Annotated in this window: 13 protein-coding genes; 7 read left to right on the top strand and 6 right to left on the bottom strand. The window is 58.5% G+C overall.

Annotated elements, in window-relative coordinates:
- Positions 1 to 443: 443 nt before the first annotated feature.
- The gene (gene tyrS, locus ACL7TT_RS08715) at positions 444 to 1,748 is read right to left on the bottom strand and encodes a tyrosine--tRNA ligase (RefSeq protein ID WP_413394739.1); all 1,305 of its coding nucleotides are present in this window, start codon (positions 1,746 to 1,748) and stop codon (positions 444 to 446) included.
- 275 nt (positions 1,749 to 2,023) lie between these two features.
- On the opposite strand from tyrS, the gene ACL7TT_RS08710 reads away from it, so the two are divergent.
- Together ACL7TT_RS08710 and ACL7TT_RS08705 are read left to right on the top strand one after the other, a co-directional pair.
- Positions 2,024 to 3,403, top strand: coding sequence for a peptidoglycan DD-metalloendopeptidase family protein (locus ACL7TT_RS08710; RefSeq protein ID WP_413394737.1), 1,380 nt, complete (start codon positions 2,024 to 2,026; stop codon positions 3,401 to 3,403).
- Between the two features lie 13 nt (positions 3,404 to 3,416).
- The gene (locus ACL7TT_RS08705; protein ID WP_299944685.1) at positions 3,417 to 4,526 is read left to right on the top strand and encodes an anhydro-N-acetylmuramic acid kinase; all 1,110 of its coding nucleotides are present in this window, start codon (positions 3,417 to 3,419) and stop codon (positions 4,524 to 4,526) included.
- Positions 4,527 to 4,561: 35 nt separating this feature from the next.
- Here ACL7TT_RS08705 and erpA read toward each other — a convergent pair whose 3' ends face one another.
- The 4 genes from erpA to argC all read right to left on the bottom strand — a co-directional run bounded on the left by erpA (position 4,562) and on the right by argC (position 7,397).
- Entirely contained in the window at positions 4,562 to 4,915 is a 354-nt protein-coding gene (gene erpA, locus ACL7TT_RS08700; RefSeq protein WP_299944683.1) for an iron-sulfur cluster insertion protein ErpA, read from the bottom strand.
- Between the two features lie 161 nt (positions 4,916 to 5,076).
- Entirely contained in the window at positions 5,077 to 5,520 is a 444-nt protein-coding gene (locus ACL7TT_RS08695; RefSeq protein ID WP_299944681.1) for a bactofilin family protein, read from the bottom strand.
- 33 nt (positions 5,521 to 5,553) lie between these two features.
- Positions 5,554 to 6,297 carry a DUF6776 family protein gene (locus tag ACL7TT_RS08690; protein ID WP_413394735.1) on the bottom strand — a complete coding sequence of 248 codons (744 nt, stop codon included), beginning with the start codon at positions 6,295 to 6,297 and terminating at the stop codon, positions 5,554 to 5,556.
- A 53-nt stretch (positions 6,298 to 6,350) separates the two neighbouring features.
- Positions 6,351 to 7,397 carry an N-acetyl-gamma-glutamyl-phosphate reductase gene (argC, locus tag ACL7TT_RS08685; RefSeq protein WP_413394733.1) on the bottom strand — a complete coding sequence of 349 codons (1,047 nt, stop codon included), beginning with the start codon at positions 7,395 to 7,397 and terminating at the stop codon, positions 6,351 to 6,353.
- Between the two features lie 144 nt (positions 7,398 to 7,541).
- Here argC and ACL7TT_RS08680 point away from each other — a divergent pair, with 144 nt between their 5' ends.
- The 5 genes from ACL7TT_RS08680 (at position 7,542) to hemB (ending at position 13,446) form a co-directional block, all read left to right on the top strand.
- Positions 7,542 to 9,314 (top strand): chloride channel protein, encoded by a 1,773-nt coding sequence (locus tag ACL7TT_RS08680; protein ID WP_413394731.1) that lies wholly within the window; start codon positions 7,542 to 7,544, stop codon positions 9,312 to 9,314.
- Between the two features lie 34 nt (positions 9,315 to 9,348).
- Complete coding sequence (hemJ, locus tag ACL7TT_RS08675; RefSeq protein ID WP_413394729.1) at positions 9,349 to 9,771, top strand: protoporphyrinogen oxidase HemJ; 423 nt, start codon at positions 9,349 to 9,351, stop codon at positions 9,769 to 9,771.
- 82 nt (positions 9,772 to 9,853) lie between these two features.
- Positions 9,854 to 10,639 (top strand): bifunctional hydroxymethylpyrimidine kinase/phosphomethylpyrimidine kinase, encoded by a 786-nt coding sequence (thiD, locus tag ACL7TT_RS08670; RefSeq protein ID WP_299944671.1) that lies wholly within the window; start codon positions 9,854 to 9,856, stop codon positions 10,637 to 10,639.
- 191 nt (positions 10,640 to 10,830) lie between these two features.
- Positions 10,831 to 12,114: a glutamate-1-semialdehyde 2,1-aminomutase gene (hemL, locus tag ACL7TT_RS08665; protein WP_413394728.1), complete on the top strand. Its 1,284-nt coding sequence runs from the start codon at positions 10,831 to 10,833 to the stop codon at positions 12,112 to 12,114.
- A 321-nt stretch (positions 12,115 to 12,435) separates the two neighbouring features.
- A complete protein-coding gene (gene hemB, locus ACL7TT_RS08660) occupies positions 12,436 to 13,446 on the top strand; it encodes a porphobilinogen synthase (RefSeq protein ID WP_413394726.1) in 1,011 nt (336 codons plus the stop codon).
- A gap of 44 nt (positions 13,447 to 13,490) precedes the next feature.
- Here hemB and mrcB read toward each other — a convergent pair whose 3' ends face one another.
- Positions 13,491 to 16,073 carry a penicillin-binding protein 1B gene (gene mrcB / locus ACL7TT_RS08655; RefSeq protein WP_413394725.1) on the bottom strand — a complete coding sequence of 861 codons (2,583 nt, stop codon included), beginning with the start codon at positions 16,071 to 16,073 and terminating at the stop codon, positions 13,491 to 13,493.
- Between the last annotated feature and the right edge of the window lie 248 nt (positions 16,074 to 16,321).

Here is a 16,321-nt window from a genome sequence, read left to right as displayed (position 1 = left end):
GACATGAGTTACTTACTTCCGATAAATCGTTGTATCGATTCACCGATCCGCAAGCACCCACACATATTGCTTGATCAAATTTTTAAACAACTCAGCTGGGCGCCAGGCCCTAACTGCGGGACGCGTATTCTACACATCCGGGCTGCTGAAGCAAGTGCTTTCTCGCAGCGATCTCCGCCAAAACCGAAAGTGCGCTTAAGGCACCTTCCCAACCTCAACCAGCCTGCTCTGACTGTGCTTGAAGTGGCGCGCATTATAGCTGCACAAGACCGCTTGGCAAGCGCTTTCTTTGAAGGAATTTCCTCGGAAAATCAATCGGTTGGCGCAAAAACCCCACTCCTACAGCGGGCGGGGGCGCGAACTATACAGGCTTCCTGCAGCACTGCAAGCACTTCTGTGACGAAACTTAACAGCGGGCTTTCAGCAAGCACTCCGAAAGGGCCTCAGTCCGCGAGCGTAAACAGGTGATATTTCTTCTTGCCGAGGCGTACGATAAAGTAATTGTCACTCAGAGCCTTATCGGCGCTGAACACCGCTGCCGGGGTTGCATTGCTGTCCATACCCTTCGCCTCTCCGTTGATCAGGACCGCGCTGCGACCCAGGGCATCCTTCACCGGTTTGCCAGAGGGTGCCATGCCCGCATCCACCAGCAGGTTGATCAGGCTCTGCCCGCTAAAATCCTTCGGCAAGGTTGAGGAAGGCAGACCGTCCAGACGCAGCTGTTCCAGGTCAGCGGCAGACAAATCGGTAATATCACCGGAAAAGAGCGCGCGGGAAATACGCTCCGCAGCGGCCAGTCCCTCTTCCCCGTGTACCAGGCGGGTTACTTCGCGCGCAAGGATTCCCTGGGCTTCGGGTCTGCCGTCACGCTGGCGATCAGCGTCTTCAATGGCATCAATCTCATCGACAACCAGGAAGGTGAAATACCGCAAAAACTTGTAAACATCAGCGTCAACGGTATTCAACCAAAACTGGTAAAAAGCGTATGGACTGGTGCGTTTGGCATCGAGCCAGATGGTGCCACTCTCCGTCTTACCAAATTTGCTGCCATCTGCTTTGGTCACCAGCGGCAGCGTCAGGCCAAATACCTTACCGCGGTACTGGCGACGAGCCAGGTCAACACCGCCGGTGATATTGCCCCACTGGTCCGAGCCGCCAATTTGTAGTGTGCAGTTGTAGCGCTGGTACAACTCGGAAAAGTCCATGGCCTGCAGCAGCAGATAGGAGAACTCGGTGAAGGAGATGCCCTCCCCCTCGCGTTGGATACGCTGTTTGACCGATTCCTTGTTCACCATATTATTGACGGAGAAATGCTTTCCTACATTGCGTAAAAAATCGAGCACGTTCAGGTCGCAGGTCCAGTCCAGGTTATTGACAACGATGGCCGCGTTTTCCTCGCAGCCGAAATCGATAAACCGGGAAACCTGATTTTTCAGTTTGTCCACCCAGCCGGCAATGACCTCCGGCGTATTGAGGCTGCGCTCCTGTGCCTTAAAAGACGGATCACCAATCAGGCCGGTGGCCCCGCCAACCAGGGCAACTGGTTTGTGCCCTGCCATCTGAAACCTCTTTAAAGTCAGTAGCGGTACTAAACTCCCTATATGCAGGGAGTCTGCAGTGGGATCGAAACCGCAATACAGGGTCCGACTCTCCGACAAATGCTGTGTCAGTTCGCCATCGCCCGTCGCTTGATTGATCAATCCACGACGGCTCAAGTCCTCAAGCAGTGCCATGTCGACCCCAGCCATGCCTCCCCCTCATCTTCTGGCTTGAAATTCACGCCGCCAGCCGGCGGCAAATGCGCTGCAACATTACCGGAGTCTGCAGCAAATACAAGCGCACTGCGGCAACAAACCCAAGCTGTAGATGATGTTAAAGAGGAACTAATCCATGGGCAGACCGGTCAATTACCCCGTGAAACAAGGCGGTTTTTTTGCTATAAAGTCGCTTCAATGTCTGTTTTTTAGACACTTGGAATTCCAAGCGCAGATAACAACGACCGCCGGCGCCGCCCGTTAATACCATGCAAAACCACCGCGAACCGATTTCAACCCCCCGTATTGGCGCCCTGCCCAAGCATTTTCCCCGAGTACATGCACTTACCGCTGGTGTCGCTGTATTTATTTTGGTGCTGGCAGTGTTTATTCCCACACCTGAGGTAGAAGCCAGGCGCATGCCCCTGCCGGTCAAACTCTCCCCTGTCCCCGGGGAAGCAGGTGAGGCCCGTCTCGACACCGCTATTGCACCCCATCAACTTGTGCCATTGGCCAGCGCCAGCACAGAAGCCCTTCAATCACTGAGTCTGAAAATACGCAATGGCGATACCCTCTTCGATCTTTTCAAACGCGCCAAAGTGCATGCCAGCGAGATGTATCACCTGCTCGGCAGCGGCGCGGAAGCCAAGAAACTGGCCCGCTTGGCTCCCGGCGAAGAACTCACCTTCTTGCTGAATCCAGAGGGGCAATTACAGCGCCTCGAACTGCGCAAGGACCAACTGAGCCAAGTCAGGTTTACCCGCACGGAAGGGAACAAGTTTAAACACACCCTGGTACAGCGCGAGCCGGACAGTCACCCGGCCTATCGCCACGGTGAGATTGACAGCTCACTGTTTGTCGCCGGCAGCGAGGCGGGATTGAGCGACAGCCTGATTATGGAAATGGCTGACGTTTTCAGTTCTGATATCGACTTCGCGCTGGATATCCGCAAGGGCGACAGCTTTAGCATTATGTTTGAAGAAAAATTCTTCGATGGGGAGAAAATTGGCAACGGCCCCATTCTGGCAGTCAGTTTTACCAACCAGGGCAAAGCCTATAGTGCTGTGCGCTATGTCGACAGCAATGGTGACGCCAACTATTTTACGCCGGAAGGCAAGAGTATGCGCAAGGCATTTATCCGTACTCCGCTGGATATTGTCCGTATCAGTTCTCACTTTAACCCCCGGCGCCTACATCCTGTGTTCAAATCCCGCCGCCCTCACAACGGCACCGACTATGCCGCACCTCGCGGCACGCCGGTCTATGCCACCGGCGATGGCCGTGTCATCGCCTCTAGTTACAGCAAGGCCAATGGGAACTATATATTCATCCAACACGGCGAGCGCTATGTTACCCGCTACCTGCACCTGACCAAACGCAAGGTGAAAAAAGGCCAGCGTGTACAACAGCGCCAGGTGATTGGCACCGTGGGTTCCACCGGTTATGCAACCGGGCCACACCTGCACTACGAATTCCTGGTGGATGGCAGGCATCGCAACCCGGCCACCATAGTGCGCAAACTCCCGAAAGCGAAATCGGTGCCGACCTCTGAAATGACCCGCTTTAAGAACCAGACCCAGCCTTTGCTGGCAAAACTGGGAAGTTACCAGGGGCCGGCACTGGCCAAACTCGACGAAAACACCCCATAAAATGGCAACCGATATGCCCAGTCTTTTTATCGGCCTGATGTCCGGTACCAGCGTCGACTCGATCGACGCAGTTCTGGTTGATTTCGGCGATGAAGGCAAGCTGAAACCGCGAATTCTGGCAGCCATAGGCCACCCCATTCACGCTGCACTTCGCGAGGCTATATTGGCCCTGTGCACACCTGGCCCCTCGGAACTGGACCGCGCCGGGCAACTCGACCGCCAGCTAGGCCAGATCTTCGCTGAGGCTGCGAGTATTTTGCTGGCCCGCGCAGGCGTCGAGACCACTGCCGTGACCGCAATCGGCAGCCACGGGCAGACTGTGCGGCACCGCCCCCCAGGCACCGTGACTTCGCCCTTTACCCTGCAGTTGGGTGACCCCAACACCATCGCAGCCCTGACCGGTATCCGTACAGTGGCGGACTTCCGCCGCCGCGATATGGCCCTCGGTGGCCAGGGCGCACCTCTGATGTCGGCATTTCATCGCGCTGTTTTTAGTACCGGTATCAACCGTGCCGTCGTGAATATCGGCGGTATCGCCAACATCACCGAATTGGCAACTGACGGTAGTGTGTACGGATACGATACGGGACCCGGCAACGCGCTACTGGATTACTGGGTGGGCTTGCACAGGGATCAGCTGTTTGACCGGGACGGGGCCTGGGCGGCGAGCGGCCGCGCCAATCCGGAGCTGCTCAACCGACTGATGTCCACCCCCTACTTTGCCGCCGAGCCACCCAAAAGCACCGGCCGTGAGACCTTCAATGCCAACTGGCTTGAGCAGGCCCTGACGGGCCTGGAGCTGACGCCTGCGGATGTGCAGGCAACCCTGTCGGAAGTTACGGCAGCCAGCATTGCCGAGGCGGTACACCTGTTTGCGGACGGTGGGGAACTACTGATCTGTGGCGGTGGCGCCAAGAACAAAAACCTGCTGTCCCGCCTGCAGCGGAGACTGCCCACCTGGTCGATTTCCAACACGAATATCTACGGGATTGATGCTGACTGGCTGGAAGCGGTAGGCTTTGCCTGGCTGGCCCGGCAGACACTGCTCGGTCTGCCAGGTAATTGCCCCGGCGTCACCGGGGCCCGGAAAGAAGCCGTTTTGGGGGCAGTCTACCCGCCCTGAGTTCGCCTTTTGAGCGGATACGAACCCAATCGGCGTTATAGGGAGAAGGAGGAACCGCAGCCACAGGTCGAGGAGGCATTGGGGTTTTGCACAACGAAACGAGAGCCGGACAGGCCCTCTTCATAGTCGACATTGGCGCCCACCAGATAGGGATAGCTCATGGCGTCAACCAATACTTGTATACCATCTTTTTCAATAACAGCATCATCCTCAGCGACCAGTTCGTCAAAAGAGAAGCCGTATTGAAATCCTGAGCAGCCGCCACCGGTGACGAATACCCTGAGCTTCAGGTCTGGGTTGCCTTCCTCTTCCAACAGGTTCTTTACCTTGGCCACAGCGTTATCTGTGACAACCAGTGGCACAGGAGAAAAGGATACAGCTTCTGACATAAGTCTCTCTCACCTCAGCAGGACTTTTCCGGCTGGCATAAAAGCCAAACAGAACGCGGCCCGGGGGCACATCATGCTTAAACCCAGGAAATCAGTCAAGTATATGGGCAAGCGCCCCTGCAACCACCGCAATAGCGTGAGTGCCCGGCACAGAGAATGACCTAGGAGGCTTCAATCACGGTCTCATCTTCCGTGTAGCCAATCCTTTGGGGCTCGCCGGCGGTGCTGATATCCACGTTGGAGACCAGCGCGCCATTCACCTGCGCCCCTTTGACCATCTCGATCAACTTATAGTGTACATTGCCCTCCACCATCGCCTTGGCGGCCAGCTCCAGATGGCGCGCAGCATACACATCACCATTCACATGGCCATTGATGACCACCTGGGGCACGCGGATCTCCCCTTCGATAATACCGCCCTCAACAATTTGCAGGCGCGCCTCACTGTCGCTGTTGGCGCTGACATTACCTTTCACCTTGCCTTCGATCACCAGATTTCCGCGAAAATGGATATCGCCGGACACTTCGGTCTGGCGCGCAATCAGGGTCGTGTGGTTACTACCGTTACTGGCCATAGTGGTTTGTTTCTCTTTTTTTCTCAACATATTCTCCAAAACCTCATGCCTGTGGCATCGTTGCTAGCTTTTCTGAACCAGCCAACCGTAGCGCTGTTCAATATTGAACCCTTTGCGCCCGGTGGATTTGAGCAACAACTCCACACCCTCGGGCACAAATCCCTCCGGTAAGCGCAGCTCGCCCTCGATATTCTGGAAATACTTGAAACGCAACGCAATGGACTCGCTATCCACCTGCTCGGACAACGCTTTCAGGGGATAGCGCTTCAGCTGTCCATCCTGGCGCCCCACTACAGTAAAAGTGGCTGATCCCCTGACCACATTGCGCCGCGCCGCCGACTGCTGCACCTGCAATTTGTACTGGTACATTCTCGCATCGGCAGTTTGCGAAAGGATAAAGCGGCCAATAGAAACGCCCTCGCCACCATCCGCAGGCGCCATAACGCCACGGTAAAAAGAAATCTCCTGCTTCAGTTCAGCAATCTGATTTTCTTTTTGCACCAGTTCAGCGCGCACAGCCTCGCTGGCCTTGTCACCGATTGCCAGGGACTGTTCAGCGGTTGTCGCGCGCATACGCAGGACTTCATTTTCGCCCTTAAGGGCCGCCAGGTGCTCCAGTACTTTACTGTGCTGCAAAGTCTTTTCATCCAGACTTTTGCGCAATTGGTACTGCCCAGCGAAATAGGAGCCGGCAGCAGTGACCAGGACCCACAGAGTGACACCAACGGCGGTGAAAACACCAGAAAAGGGTTTATGGGGTACCACCTTCATGCGGTACTGCTTGCTGCCTTTAACTTTGAGCTCCATAAAGTCCGTTGCGTTTTATTCGGGTTTTATCGATTGTCTTCGGTATCCCGATTCTAAGGCAGTACCGCCGGACTCTCCAAGCCCAAGGTCTCACTCAGGCCAAACATAATGTTCATATTCTGAATCGCCTGAGCTGAAGCGCCCTTGGCGAGGTTGTCGATGACTGACATAACCAGCAGCGTACTCCTTCCCTGAGGTTGCATCACAGAGAGGCGACACAGATTGGTGCCTCTCACACTGCGTGTCTCCGGGTGACTGCCAGGGGGCAGTACATCTACAAATGGCTCATCCCTATAGCGGTTTTCAAACAGCGCCTGAAGTTCGGCAGCTGACAAATGCCCTTTGGCTTGTGCCAGCAGAGTGGCGTGGATACCCCTGACCATCGGCAACAGATGTGGCACGAAAGTAACTTGTGCGGGGTTGGCCCCCAGGGGCTGAACCCGGCTCAGGCCCTGCTCGATTTCCGGCAGGTGCCGGTGACCGGAGGCGCAATAGGCGCGGAAATTATCGCTGTTTTCTGCCAGAATCAAGCCTGTTTTGCCCTGGCGCCCGGCACCACTGGCACCGCTGGCGGCACTGGCTATCAGCCCTTCGGGCTCCACCACATCCGCTTCCAACAAGGGAATCCAGCCCAGCTGAATCGCAGTGGGGTAACAACCGGGGCAGGCGACCAATTGGGCCCCCGCAATCTCGGCGCGGTTGACTTCGGGCAACCCGTAGACGGCCTCCTGTGCCAGTGCCGGCGCTCCATGCGCCTGGCCATACCAGCGCTCCCAGGTGGGAATGTCCCGCAGGCGAAAGTCTGCAGAGAGATCAATCACCCTTATGCCCCGCTCGAGCAGAGGCGGAACCTGGGCCTGGGCAGCACCGTGCGGGGTGGCGAAAAACACCACGTCACAATCGGCCAACTGGTCGATATGCGGTTCGCAAAAAGCCAGCTCACAGTGGCGGCGCAGACTGGGGAAAAGCGCCGCCACGCGGGTGCCTTTGCGGGAGCGGGAAGTGATGGCGGTAACTTCAGCCTGTGGATGTATCGCCAAAAGCCTCAACAGTTCCAGCCCCGTATAGCCGGTGCCACCGACAATTGCTACCTTGATCACCTTGCTAGAATCTCCCGGCAAATCCACCAACTGGGACAATAATCATAAAACCAGCAGAGCACTTTATCACAAGCTCCAGTACTTGAAGGATCGGCGGTGTCACAGCGCCCCAGGAAATTACTCAAGAATACGCTAGCCCGGTGTGTGCCCCGTACAAACACGCTTGAGCATGTGCGTTTGCAGCTTTCCGCGAGAGAGGCCCTGGTACCACTGGCGGGTTTGGGGCTGATTATCGGTATTCTGGCCGGCGGCGTGACCATTCTGTTCCGGCTGGCGATGGAGTGGCCCACCACATTTTTTTTATCGGTGCCGCAGAATTATGAATCCCTCTCGCCCCTTTGGCGGTTTGTCCTGCCGGTACTGGGCGCTTTGGTGATCGGCTTTATCTACTGGCCACTCAGCCCCAAACACTACGACGTCGGCGTGGTACACGTGCTTGACCGGCTCTACAACCACCAGGGGAAGATGCCGGTACAGAATGCACTCCTACAGTTTTTTGCCGGTGCCATCATCCTGATCAGCGGCCATTCGGTGGGGCGCGAAGGCCCCGCAGTGCATCTCGGCGCGGCCAGCAGCAGTGGCTTGGCGCGCGCCCTGCACCTGCCCAACAACGCCGCACGCAGCCTGCTGGGCTGTGGTGTGGCCGCAGCCATCGCCGCGTCTTTTAACACCCCTCTGGCCGGTGTGGTGTTCGCCATGGAGGTGGTTATGCTGGAATATTCCGTGGCCGGATTTCTACCGGTCATGCTGGCGGCGGTGGCCGGCAGCACCCTTACCCAGCTTACCTTCGGGCGCGAACCGGATTTCAATGTACCGGCAATCCAGCTCAACTCCCTGGCAGAGCTGCCCATTCTCCTTGTCTGTGCCCTGGCCATCGGTTTTCTGGCGGCCCTATTTATCAGGGCCCACCGCAGCTTTGCACGCCAGCAATACCGCTCGCCTTTACTGCGCTTTCTGCTGGTGGGCCTGGTGACCGGAACCCTTGGTATCTGGGTACCGGAAATTCTCGGCGGCGGTTACGACACCCTGCAAATGGCAATGCTCGGCGAACTCGGTATCACCACCCTGGCTGTGGTGGTCGCGGCCAAGTTGGTGGCCACGGCCCTGGGCTCCGGCCTGGGCATTCCCGGCGGGGTGATCGGGCCCAGCCTGATTCTCGGCGCCTGCCTGGGCGGAATCGCCGGCGGACTCGCCAATCTGTGGCTGGGCCAGCACGCTGCCAGCCCCGGTTTCTATGCCATGGTGGGCATGGCCGCGATGATGGCCGCGATGCTGAATGCGCCACTGGCGGCCTTGCTGGCCATACTCGAGCTGACCTACAACCCCAACATCCTGTTTCCCGGAATGATGATGATCGTTGTGGCCACAGTGGTGAGCAGACAACTGTTCTCCACCCAGGGCATCTACCAGGAGACACTGCGGGCATTGAACAGGGCCGGCACCCCGAGCTGGCGCCAGCAGATGCTCAGCGGTGTCGGCGTCGCCAGTGAAATGGACCGGCACTTTATCGTAGCGCCACAAATGATCACCCTGCAACAAGCCAGGGAATACATCGCTCAGCACCCCCAGTGGATCCTCATTGACCTACCCGATGAACCCTCGCCACAGTTACTGCGCGCCGCTGACCTGGCCACGTTTCTTCAGGGCGACGAAAAAGGTGAGATCCCGGAAAGTACTGCTTCAAAAGAGACGGGAAGTGCCAAAGCGCAACTGCGGATCGATCTGCTGAAAATACCCGGTGAGCGCAAACAATTGGCGGAATTGAACTGGTACGCCACGCTGCTGGAGGCCCAGCAAAAACTGGAGAGCACCGGCGCCGACGCCCTGTACATCAGCCGCCACCAGAGCGGCCCGCTGGACAATCGCATCGCAGGCATTATTCTGCCGGTACAAATCGATAACTTTTACCGGAAATAAGCAGATTCCGATTTCATTTTCGAGGGGATATCCAATGCCGTGGGTTAAGGCTTTTCACATTATCGCCATGGTGAGCTGGTTTGCGGCACTATTTTATTTACCGCGCCTTTTTGTCTATCACGTGGACGCCACAGATGCCATCAGCCGCGATCGCTTCTGCATTATGGAGCGGCGCCTGTATCGCGTTATTGCCATCCCCTCCATGATCGCTACAGTCGCCCTGGGTATCTGGCTGTACAGTTTTAACACCAGTTACTACACGGCCGCAGGCTGGATGCATGCAAAGCTCGCCTTTGTGATACTGCTGCTGGCCTATCATCATATGTGTGGCGCCTATGTGCGTAAATTTGCCCAGGGCAGCAATACCCGCAGTGGGCGCTTTTTCCGTGTTTTCAATGAGCTTCCGACTCTGACACTGATCGCCATTGTCATCCTGGTGGTGGTTAAACCCTTTTAATTTGGCGTTTAGTACTACCAAGTATCGTCGGCCCAGCAACTAGAATTAGCCGCACAGCTATTAGCAGTCACCCAGATCTCCTATGGACACACCACAGCCCATTATCCTGACTGTCACTCACCACGACCCCAGCGGCAGTGCCGGCATCGCGGCAGATACCGAGACGGCAGTCAGTCTCGGCTGCCACGCAGCCTCCGCCGTCTCTGCCATCAGTGTCGGCAATACCGGTGAGCTGCTCGGGGTGGCGCCGATAGACGACAGCCTGCTGGTGGAACAGACCCGAACGGTTCTCGAGGATATGCCGGTGGCGGCCATCAAGATCGGCTATCTGGGCTCGGTGGAAAATGTGCGGGCGCTGCACAGCGTACTGAGGGACTATCCGGATATCCCGGTGGTTATCGACCCGGATGCCACACTGGCGGACAAGGAGAGTGTTCTAGCCCCGCCGCTCTGGTCAGCCATGGCGTCCCTGCTGCTGCCCCATGCCACCATGGTCTGCCCGAACCGGCGCGAGGCCCGCGCCATGGCGGTAGAGGCGGATGTGCTGGATGCAATGGCGCAGGAGTTGCTGGAAGGGGGCTGCCGCTACCTGCTGCTCACCGGTGTCCCCCGTGAACAACAGTTGCAAAATCGCCTCTACGACGTGCGCGGGCTGATCCGCGAATTTCACTGGGAGAGACTGCCGCCGGCAGCCTACGGGGTTTGCGGAACCCTGGCCACCGCTATCGCCTGCCACATTGCCCATGGCCTGACCATCATTGAGGCGGTAAGCCGCAGCCAGCAGTACACCTGGAGCGCGATCAGGGACAGCCGCCGGTTGGGCATGGGCAGGCCAATCCCCAACCGCCTCTTTTGGTGTGGGCGCTGAGCAGCCTTACCCTCCGCTCTCCCCCCTTCAGATGGAAGTCCCGCACGCAATCGGGCTTGGAGCGCCTGACTGCCCTGTCGGCCACCGCCTTTAGAACCAGCGCCTATCAATCTGCACATTGTCCTGAAAGCCCACCACCCCGATAATATTGCGCTGATCCTTGTTTTTTGCGCAATTTGTGAAGAAATTCTATGAGTACATCCGAGCAGCTCTTTGCACAGGCACAACAATTTATCCCCGGCGGCGTTAACTCACCAGTACGGGCCTTTCGCGCAGTGGGCGGCACGCCGCTGTTCATCCGCCGAGCCAAAGGTGCCTACCTCTACGACGCGGATAACCAACGCTACATCGACTATGTGCAGTCCTGGGGCCCGATGGTGCTGGGCCACGCTCACCCCGAAGTCATTGCAGCGGTGGTGAAGCAAGCCCAATCCGGCCTGAGCTTTGGTGCACCTACCGAACTGGAAACCGAGCTGGCCGAGGCACTCTGTCGCCTGTGGCCAAATATGGACCTGGTGCGCTTTGTCAACTCCGGTACCGAGGCCACCATGAGTGCCATCCGCCTGGCGCGCGGCTATACCGGACGCGACAAAATTGTAAAGTTCGAGGGCTGCTACCACGGCCATTCCGACGCCCTGCTGGTGAAAGCGGGCTCCGGCGCCCTGACCATGGGCGTGCCCTCCTCCCCCGGTGTACCCGCGGCCCTGGCAGACAATACCATCACCCTCAACTACAACGATGTGGAGGGCGTGCGCGCCTGTTTCCGGGAGATCGGTGACCAGATCGCCTGTATTATTGTCGAGCCCGTGGCTGGCAATATGAATTGCATTCCGCCGCTGCCCGGCTTTCTGGAAACCCTGCGCGGAGTCTGCGACCAACACGGCGCGGTACTAATTCTCGACGAGGTGATGACCGGTTTCCGCGTCAGCCTGACCGGTGCCCAGGGCTTCTATGGCATTGAGGCGGACCTGACCACACTCGGCAAAGTGATCGGCGGCGGTATGCCAGTGGGCGCCTTCGGCGGCAAGCGCGAGATAATGGAACAGATCGCCCCTTTGGGCCCGGTGTACCAGGCGGGTACCCTATCCGGTAACCCGGTGGCCATGGCGGCAGGCCTGGAAACCCTACGCCTGGTTGAAGCGCCCGGCTTCTACCAACAGCTTGTTGCCAAAACAGGCCGCTTGGTGGAGGGCCTCCTTAAGGCCGGCAGGGCTGCGGGTATTCCTTGCACCGCCAATCAGGCCGGTAGTATGTTCGGCTTTTTCTTTAGTGAAGAACCCCAGATAAGCAACTACCAGCAGGTCATGGCGTGTAACAACGAGCGCTTTAACCGCTTCTTCCACGGCATGCTTGAAGAGGGAATCTATCTGGCACCAGCTTCCTATGAGGCCGGTTTTATGTCTGCAGCCCACACCGATGAAGATATCGAGGACACGATCGCCGCCGCTGAGCGGGTCTTCGCTCGCCTCGACTGATTGCCCCCTACTCTGGCACCCGCAATGGCGCGGGTGCTGTTACCCATAACCAATTTCACCTCTTGCGTGCCAGTCGGATCACCACCCTTGACGCGCTTCATAGCACCGGTTGCCGTACCCCCAATGACTGGCAAAGCTTCTCCGAGCAGTCGGCACGCTGCGGGAGGACTATGTGCGCCAACCCCAAATCGTCAATCGTCTCCGTCCCCAGCACCACAAGTGGAAAAATCACCCGGAGCGGCAATTTGATATGATGCCGCCCATTGCGGTCGCGGGGTCCCCGCGGCTCCTGATGGTAGTGATAACCGGAGAACCTTTCCCATGGGTCATAATCTCGGCCGCGGTGCCTATCCCAACACCCGCCTGCGCCGCCTGCGCGCCCAGGGATTTTCCCGCCGACTGGTGCGGGAAACCCAGCTCAGTAGCGATGATCTAATTCTGCCGCTGTTTGTGATCGAGGGCCGCAACAAAACCCAAAGGGTGGCGTCAATGCCGGGGGTGCAGCGCTTGAGCGTCGACCTGCTGGCGAAAAAGGCCAAGTCCCTGCAAAATTTGGGGATCCCCGCTGTGGCACTATTCCCAGTGGTCGACCCCATCCATAAGAGCGACGACGCCCGCGCCGCCCACGATGCCGACGGACTGGCCCAGCGCGCAGTGCGGGAATTGAAAAATGCGGCGCCGGAACTGGGCGTAATTACCGATGTAGCCCTGGACCCATTCACCAGCCACGGCCAGGATGGCCTGATGGACCACAGCGGCTATATTGTCAACGATGAAACCGTCGAGGTACTGGCGCAGCAGGCCCTGTCCCACGCCGCTGCGGGTGCGGATATAGTGGCGCCCTCCGATATGATGGATGGCCGTATCGGCGCCATCCGCGAAGCCCTGGAGTGTGCGGGCCACACCAATACCCTGATCATGTCCTACGCCGCCAAGTACGCCTCCGCCTATTACGGCCCCTTCCGCGATGCCGTGGGTTCCGCCGGCAACCTGAAAGGCGGCAGCAAGGCGAGCTATCAAATGGACCCCGCCAATACCGACGAAGCGCTACACGAATGCGCCCTGGATCTGCAGGAGGGTGCGGATATGGTGATGGTGAAACCGGGTATGCCCTATCTGGATATTGTGCGCCGGGTGAAGGAGGCGTTGCGCGTGCCCACTTTCGCCTACCAGGTGAGTGGAGAATACGCGATGCACTGTGCGGCCTTTGAAAACGGTTGGCTTCAACGCGAGGCGGTGATTCTGGAAAGCCTGCTGGCGTTCAAACGCGCTGGCGCCGATGGCATTCTCAGTTATTTTGCCGAGGAATCCGCACAACTTTTGCAGGGATAAAAGCCCTGAAGCGGATATACCGGTTGTAGTCCCACGACCAACCTTCAGGGCCACTGGTCTTCCAGTGCGGGGCCTATGGGCTGCGCCTCCTCGATGGGCACGCCGCTGGACTCTACTTCGACAGGCTGCGAGCGGTCCCGATCGCTGGGAAGCTCGATCGGCTCGTCCTCAGAGCCCGGCGCAGGTCCGAACTCTTCCGCATCATCCCCGCTCAGCTGCTCCCACAACTGGCGGCGACGCTCATCGCGCAGTTGCTGCTCGCTGGGGTTTACACCCCAGCCCGGCGTCATCTGCTCCTGCGGCGCCACTTCACTGCGATCCCCGCCAAACAGATTGCGGAACCAGCGCCAGCGATCACGTCCCCGGCATTCCGGTGCCGGCTGCAGGTGTGTTTCGTAAGAGAAAGGTATCTCGGAGCCACCGCGGCAGTAGTCGGGATCCATATACTGGCCGCGCGCATTGACCGATTTGAACTCTACCCCCCGCGGCGGCTCTATCAGTCCGTGCTGGTGGGGCAGCTTGCGCATGATTTCCGTCCAGATCGGCAGGGCACCGGTGGAACCGGTGAGCCTGGTGCGCTCGTTGTCGTCGCGTCCCAGCCATACTACCGCGGTAACATCCGGGGAAAAACCGGCAAACCAACTGTCGCGGTTGTTGTTGGTGGTGCCGGTCTTGCCTGCAAAGGCGACACTGCGTGGCAGACGCTTTGCGAACCTGCGCCCGGTGCCTTCGCGCATGGCCTGCTCCAGGCCCCAGCGCAGCAGGTAAGCCGGTACCGGATCCACGCCACGATGGGTGTGGCTCCGGAAATGCTGGACGCGCCCTCCCTCTGCATCGGCTACCGCCAACAGTGTGCGCGGCTGCACGGTTTCGCCGCCGTTGGCAATGGTCTGGTACATGCCCGCCACCTCGAAGGGGGTCATCTCTACGGCACCCAGCAGCAGCGCCGGCACACGCGGCAGATGGGCTTCTACGCCCAGGCGGCGAATCGTCTGGCGCACATTTTGCAGCCCCAGATCGAGACCCAGGTGGGCGGTGGCCAGATTGTAGGATTTGGCCAGAGCCACGTATAACGGGATCTGACCGTGGGCGCGTTTGTCAAAATTCTGCGGCATCCAGACATCGCCATCCGCTTCCTCAATGCGAATCGGGGCATCGTCCAGCAGTGTGGCCAGATTGTATTCCAAAGGCCGTTCCAACGCGGTGAGATAGACTGCCGGCTTGATCAGGGAACCCACTTGACGGCGGGCCTCCAGTGCGCGGTTAAAGCCGGGGTAATCCGGGTCGCGGTCTCCCACCATAGCCAGCACATTGCCACTGTTATTATCCAGCAACACGGCGGCCGCCTGCAGGGAGTTAGCCTCGATACGGCGTTCCTTCTCCAGCGCTTGCACACCGTTGCTGACTGCCTCCTCGGCCAGTTTCTGCACCGAGGGCGCCAGGGTGGTGTAGATCCTCAGGCCCGCGGTACGCAACTCCTCATAGGAGTAGTAAGGCCGCAATTCCTCCAGCAAGCGCTCGGTAAAGGCCGGATAAGGATTCTGCGCAGTGACCCCGTCCTTGACCACCCCCAAGGGTTTTGTCGAGTACAGTGCGTATTGTGCCTGGGTGATCAGCCCCTGCGCCTGCATCAAACCCAGCACAGTGTTGCGACGCGCCTGCGCGCGCTCCGGATGGCGCCGGGGATTGTAATAGGATGCGCCCTTTGCCAGGCCCACCAGCAGAGCTACCTGGTGGGGCTCCAGGGTATCCAGGGGTTGCTGGAAATAGAACTCCGACGCCAGGCCGAAGCCGTAGATGCCGCGGGCGCCCTGCTGGCCCAACCACACTTCATTGATATATTCCTGCAGGATATAGCCCTTGTCGTAATGCATCTCCATCAACACCGCCATCAGCGCCTCGTTGATTTTGCGCTGCAGGCTCGGCTTGTGGTCAAAGAAGATGTTTTTCACCAGCTGCTGGGTGATGGTGGAGCCGCCCTGAACCAAACGCCTGGCCTTCATATTGGCCACCATGGCGCGGCCGATACCGCGGGGCGAAATACCGAAATGGTGGAGAAAATCCTGGTCCTCAACTGCGATCAGCGTGTTTGCCAGCAACGGGGGAATATCAGTGAAACGCACCGGATTGCGATCATCGCCACCACCGAGCAGGGAACCGATGTTGGCGGCGTCCAAGCGAAATTCGGGCAGGCGCTGGCCGTTGCCATCGCGCAGGTTGCTGATTTCGTCGTTGCGCAGGCGGAAAGAAACCTCTGCCCCGGCCCTGCGGCCATCGGAGTGGATAAAGTCGCGGCGCCACACCCGGTAGTCCATGCTCTCCCGAGTCCAGGAACCCGGCTCACTGAGTACTTTCTGCTCGCGGTAATTGAGGGCGGAGAATTCGGAGGCCAATTCACCTGGATGCATCATCATGCCTTCACGCAGAACCAGCGGTCGCGCGTAGACTCGCGCAGGCAACTGGTACTGACGGCTGTCCAGGCGCTCGCGCAGCTGCACATCCAGGTACACCATGTAGCCGGCCAGGGCGAAGGCCCCCAGCAGGGCCAGCAGGAACAGAAACTTGAGCCAGCGATAGCGCCTCTTCGGTGTAGACGCCTTAGTGCGCCGACGTTTCGTCGAAACCATAGAAATGTGGTATCCAGCTGCCAATTCAGTACATCATGCGATAGCCGGAAGGGCATCAATGCCCTGTCGCCGCCACAGGCAAGGTACCAGCCGGTGGCAGCTCCGCTGGTCTATTGCCGCCGATTCTGAGCCTGTGCCAGTGGGGGGAAACCTCCCCACACCGCCCAAGCGACCTCTGCCTGTCAATTGATCATTTAAAGAGGTTATTCACGCCTTTGCGAGGATTGACCGCTGTTTCCCTGCATAAG

The sequence above is a fragment of the Microbulbifer jejuensis genome (genome assembly GCF_047289955.1).
In the GTDB taxonomy this organism is placed as follows: Bacteria; Pseudomonadota; Gammaproteobacteria; order Pseudomonadales; family Cellvibrionaceae; genus Microbulbifer.
This window is presented reverse-complemented; position numbering and strand designations above follow the sequence as displayed.

Coding starts and splice junctions, on each gene's coding strand:
- tyrS (WP_413394739.1), bottom strand. CDS start 1,748: ATGGCTGGGGTCGACATGGCACTGCTTGAGGACTTGAGCCGTCGTGGA.
- ACL7TT_RS08710 (WP_413394737.1), top strand. CDS start 2,024: ATGCAAAACCACCGCGAACCGATTTCAACCCCCCGTATTGGCGCCCTG.
- ACL7TT_RS08705 (WP_299944685.1), top strand. CDS start 3,417: ATGCCCAGTCTTTTTATCGGCCTGATGTCCGGTACCAGCGTCGACTCG.
- erpA (WP_299944683.1), bottom strand. CDS start 4,915: ATGTCAGAAGCTGTATCCTTTTCTCCTGTGCCACTGGTTGTCACAGAT.
- ACL7TT_RS08695 (WP_299944681.1), bottom strand. CDS start 5,520: ATGTTGAGAAAAAAAGAGAAACAAACCACTATGGCCAGTAACGGTAGT.
- ACL7TT_RS08690 (WP_413394735.1), bottom strand. CDS start 6,297: ATGGAGCTCAAAGTTAAAGGCAGCAAGCAGTACCGCATGAAGGTGGTA.
- hemJ (WP_413394729.1), top strand. CDS start 9,349: ATGCCGTGGGTTAAGGCTTTTCACATTATCGCCATGGTGAGCTGGTTT.
- thiD (WP_299944671.1), top strand. CDS start 9,854: ATGGACACACCACAGCCCATTATCCTGACTGTCACTCACCACGACCCC.
- hemL (WP_413394728.1), top strand. CDS start 10,831: ATGAGTACATCCGAGCAGCTCTTTGCACAGGCACAACAATTTATCCCC.
- hemB (WP_413394726.1), top strand. CDS start 12,436: ATGGGTCATAATCTCGGCCGCGGTGCCTATCCCAACACCCGCCTGCGC.
- mrcB (WP_413394725.1), bottom strand. CDS start 16,073: ATGGTTTCGACGAAACGTCGGCGCACTAAGGCGTCTACACCGAAGAGG.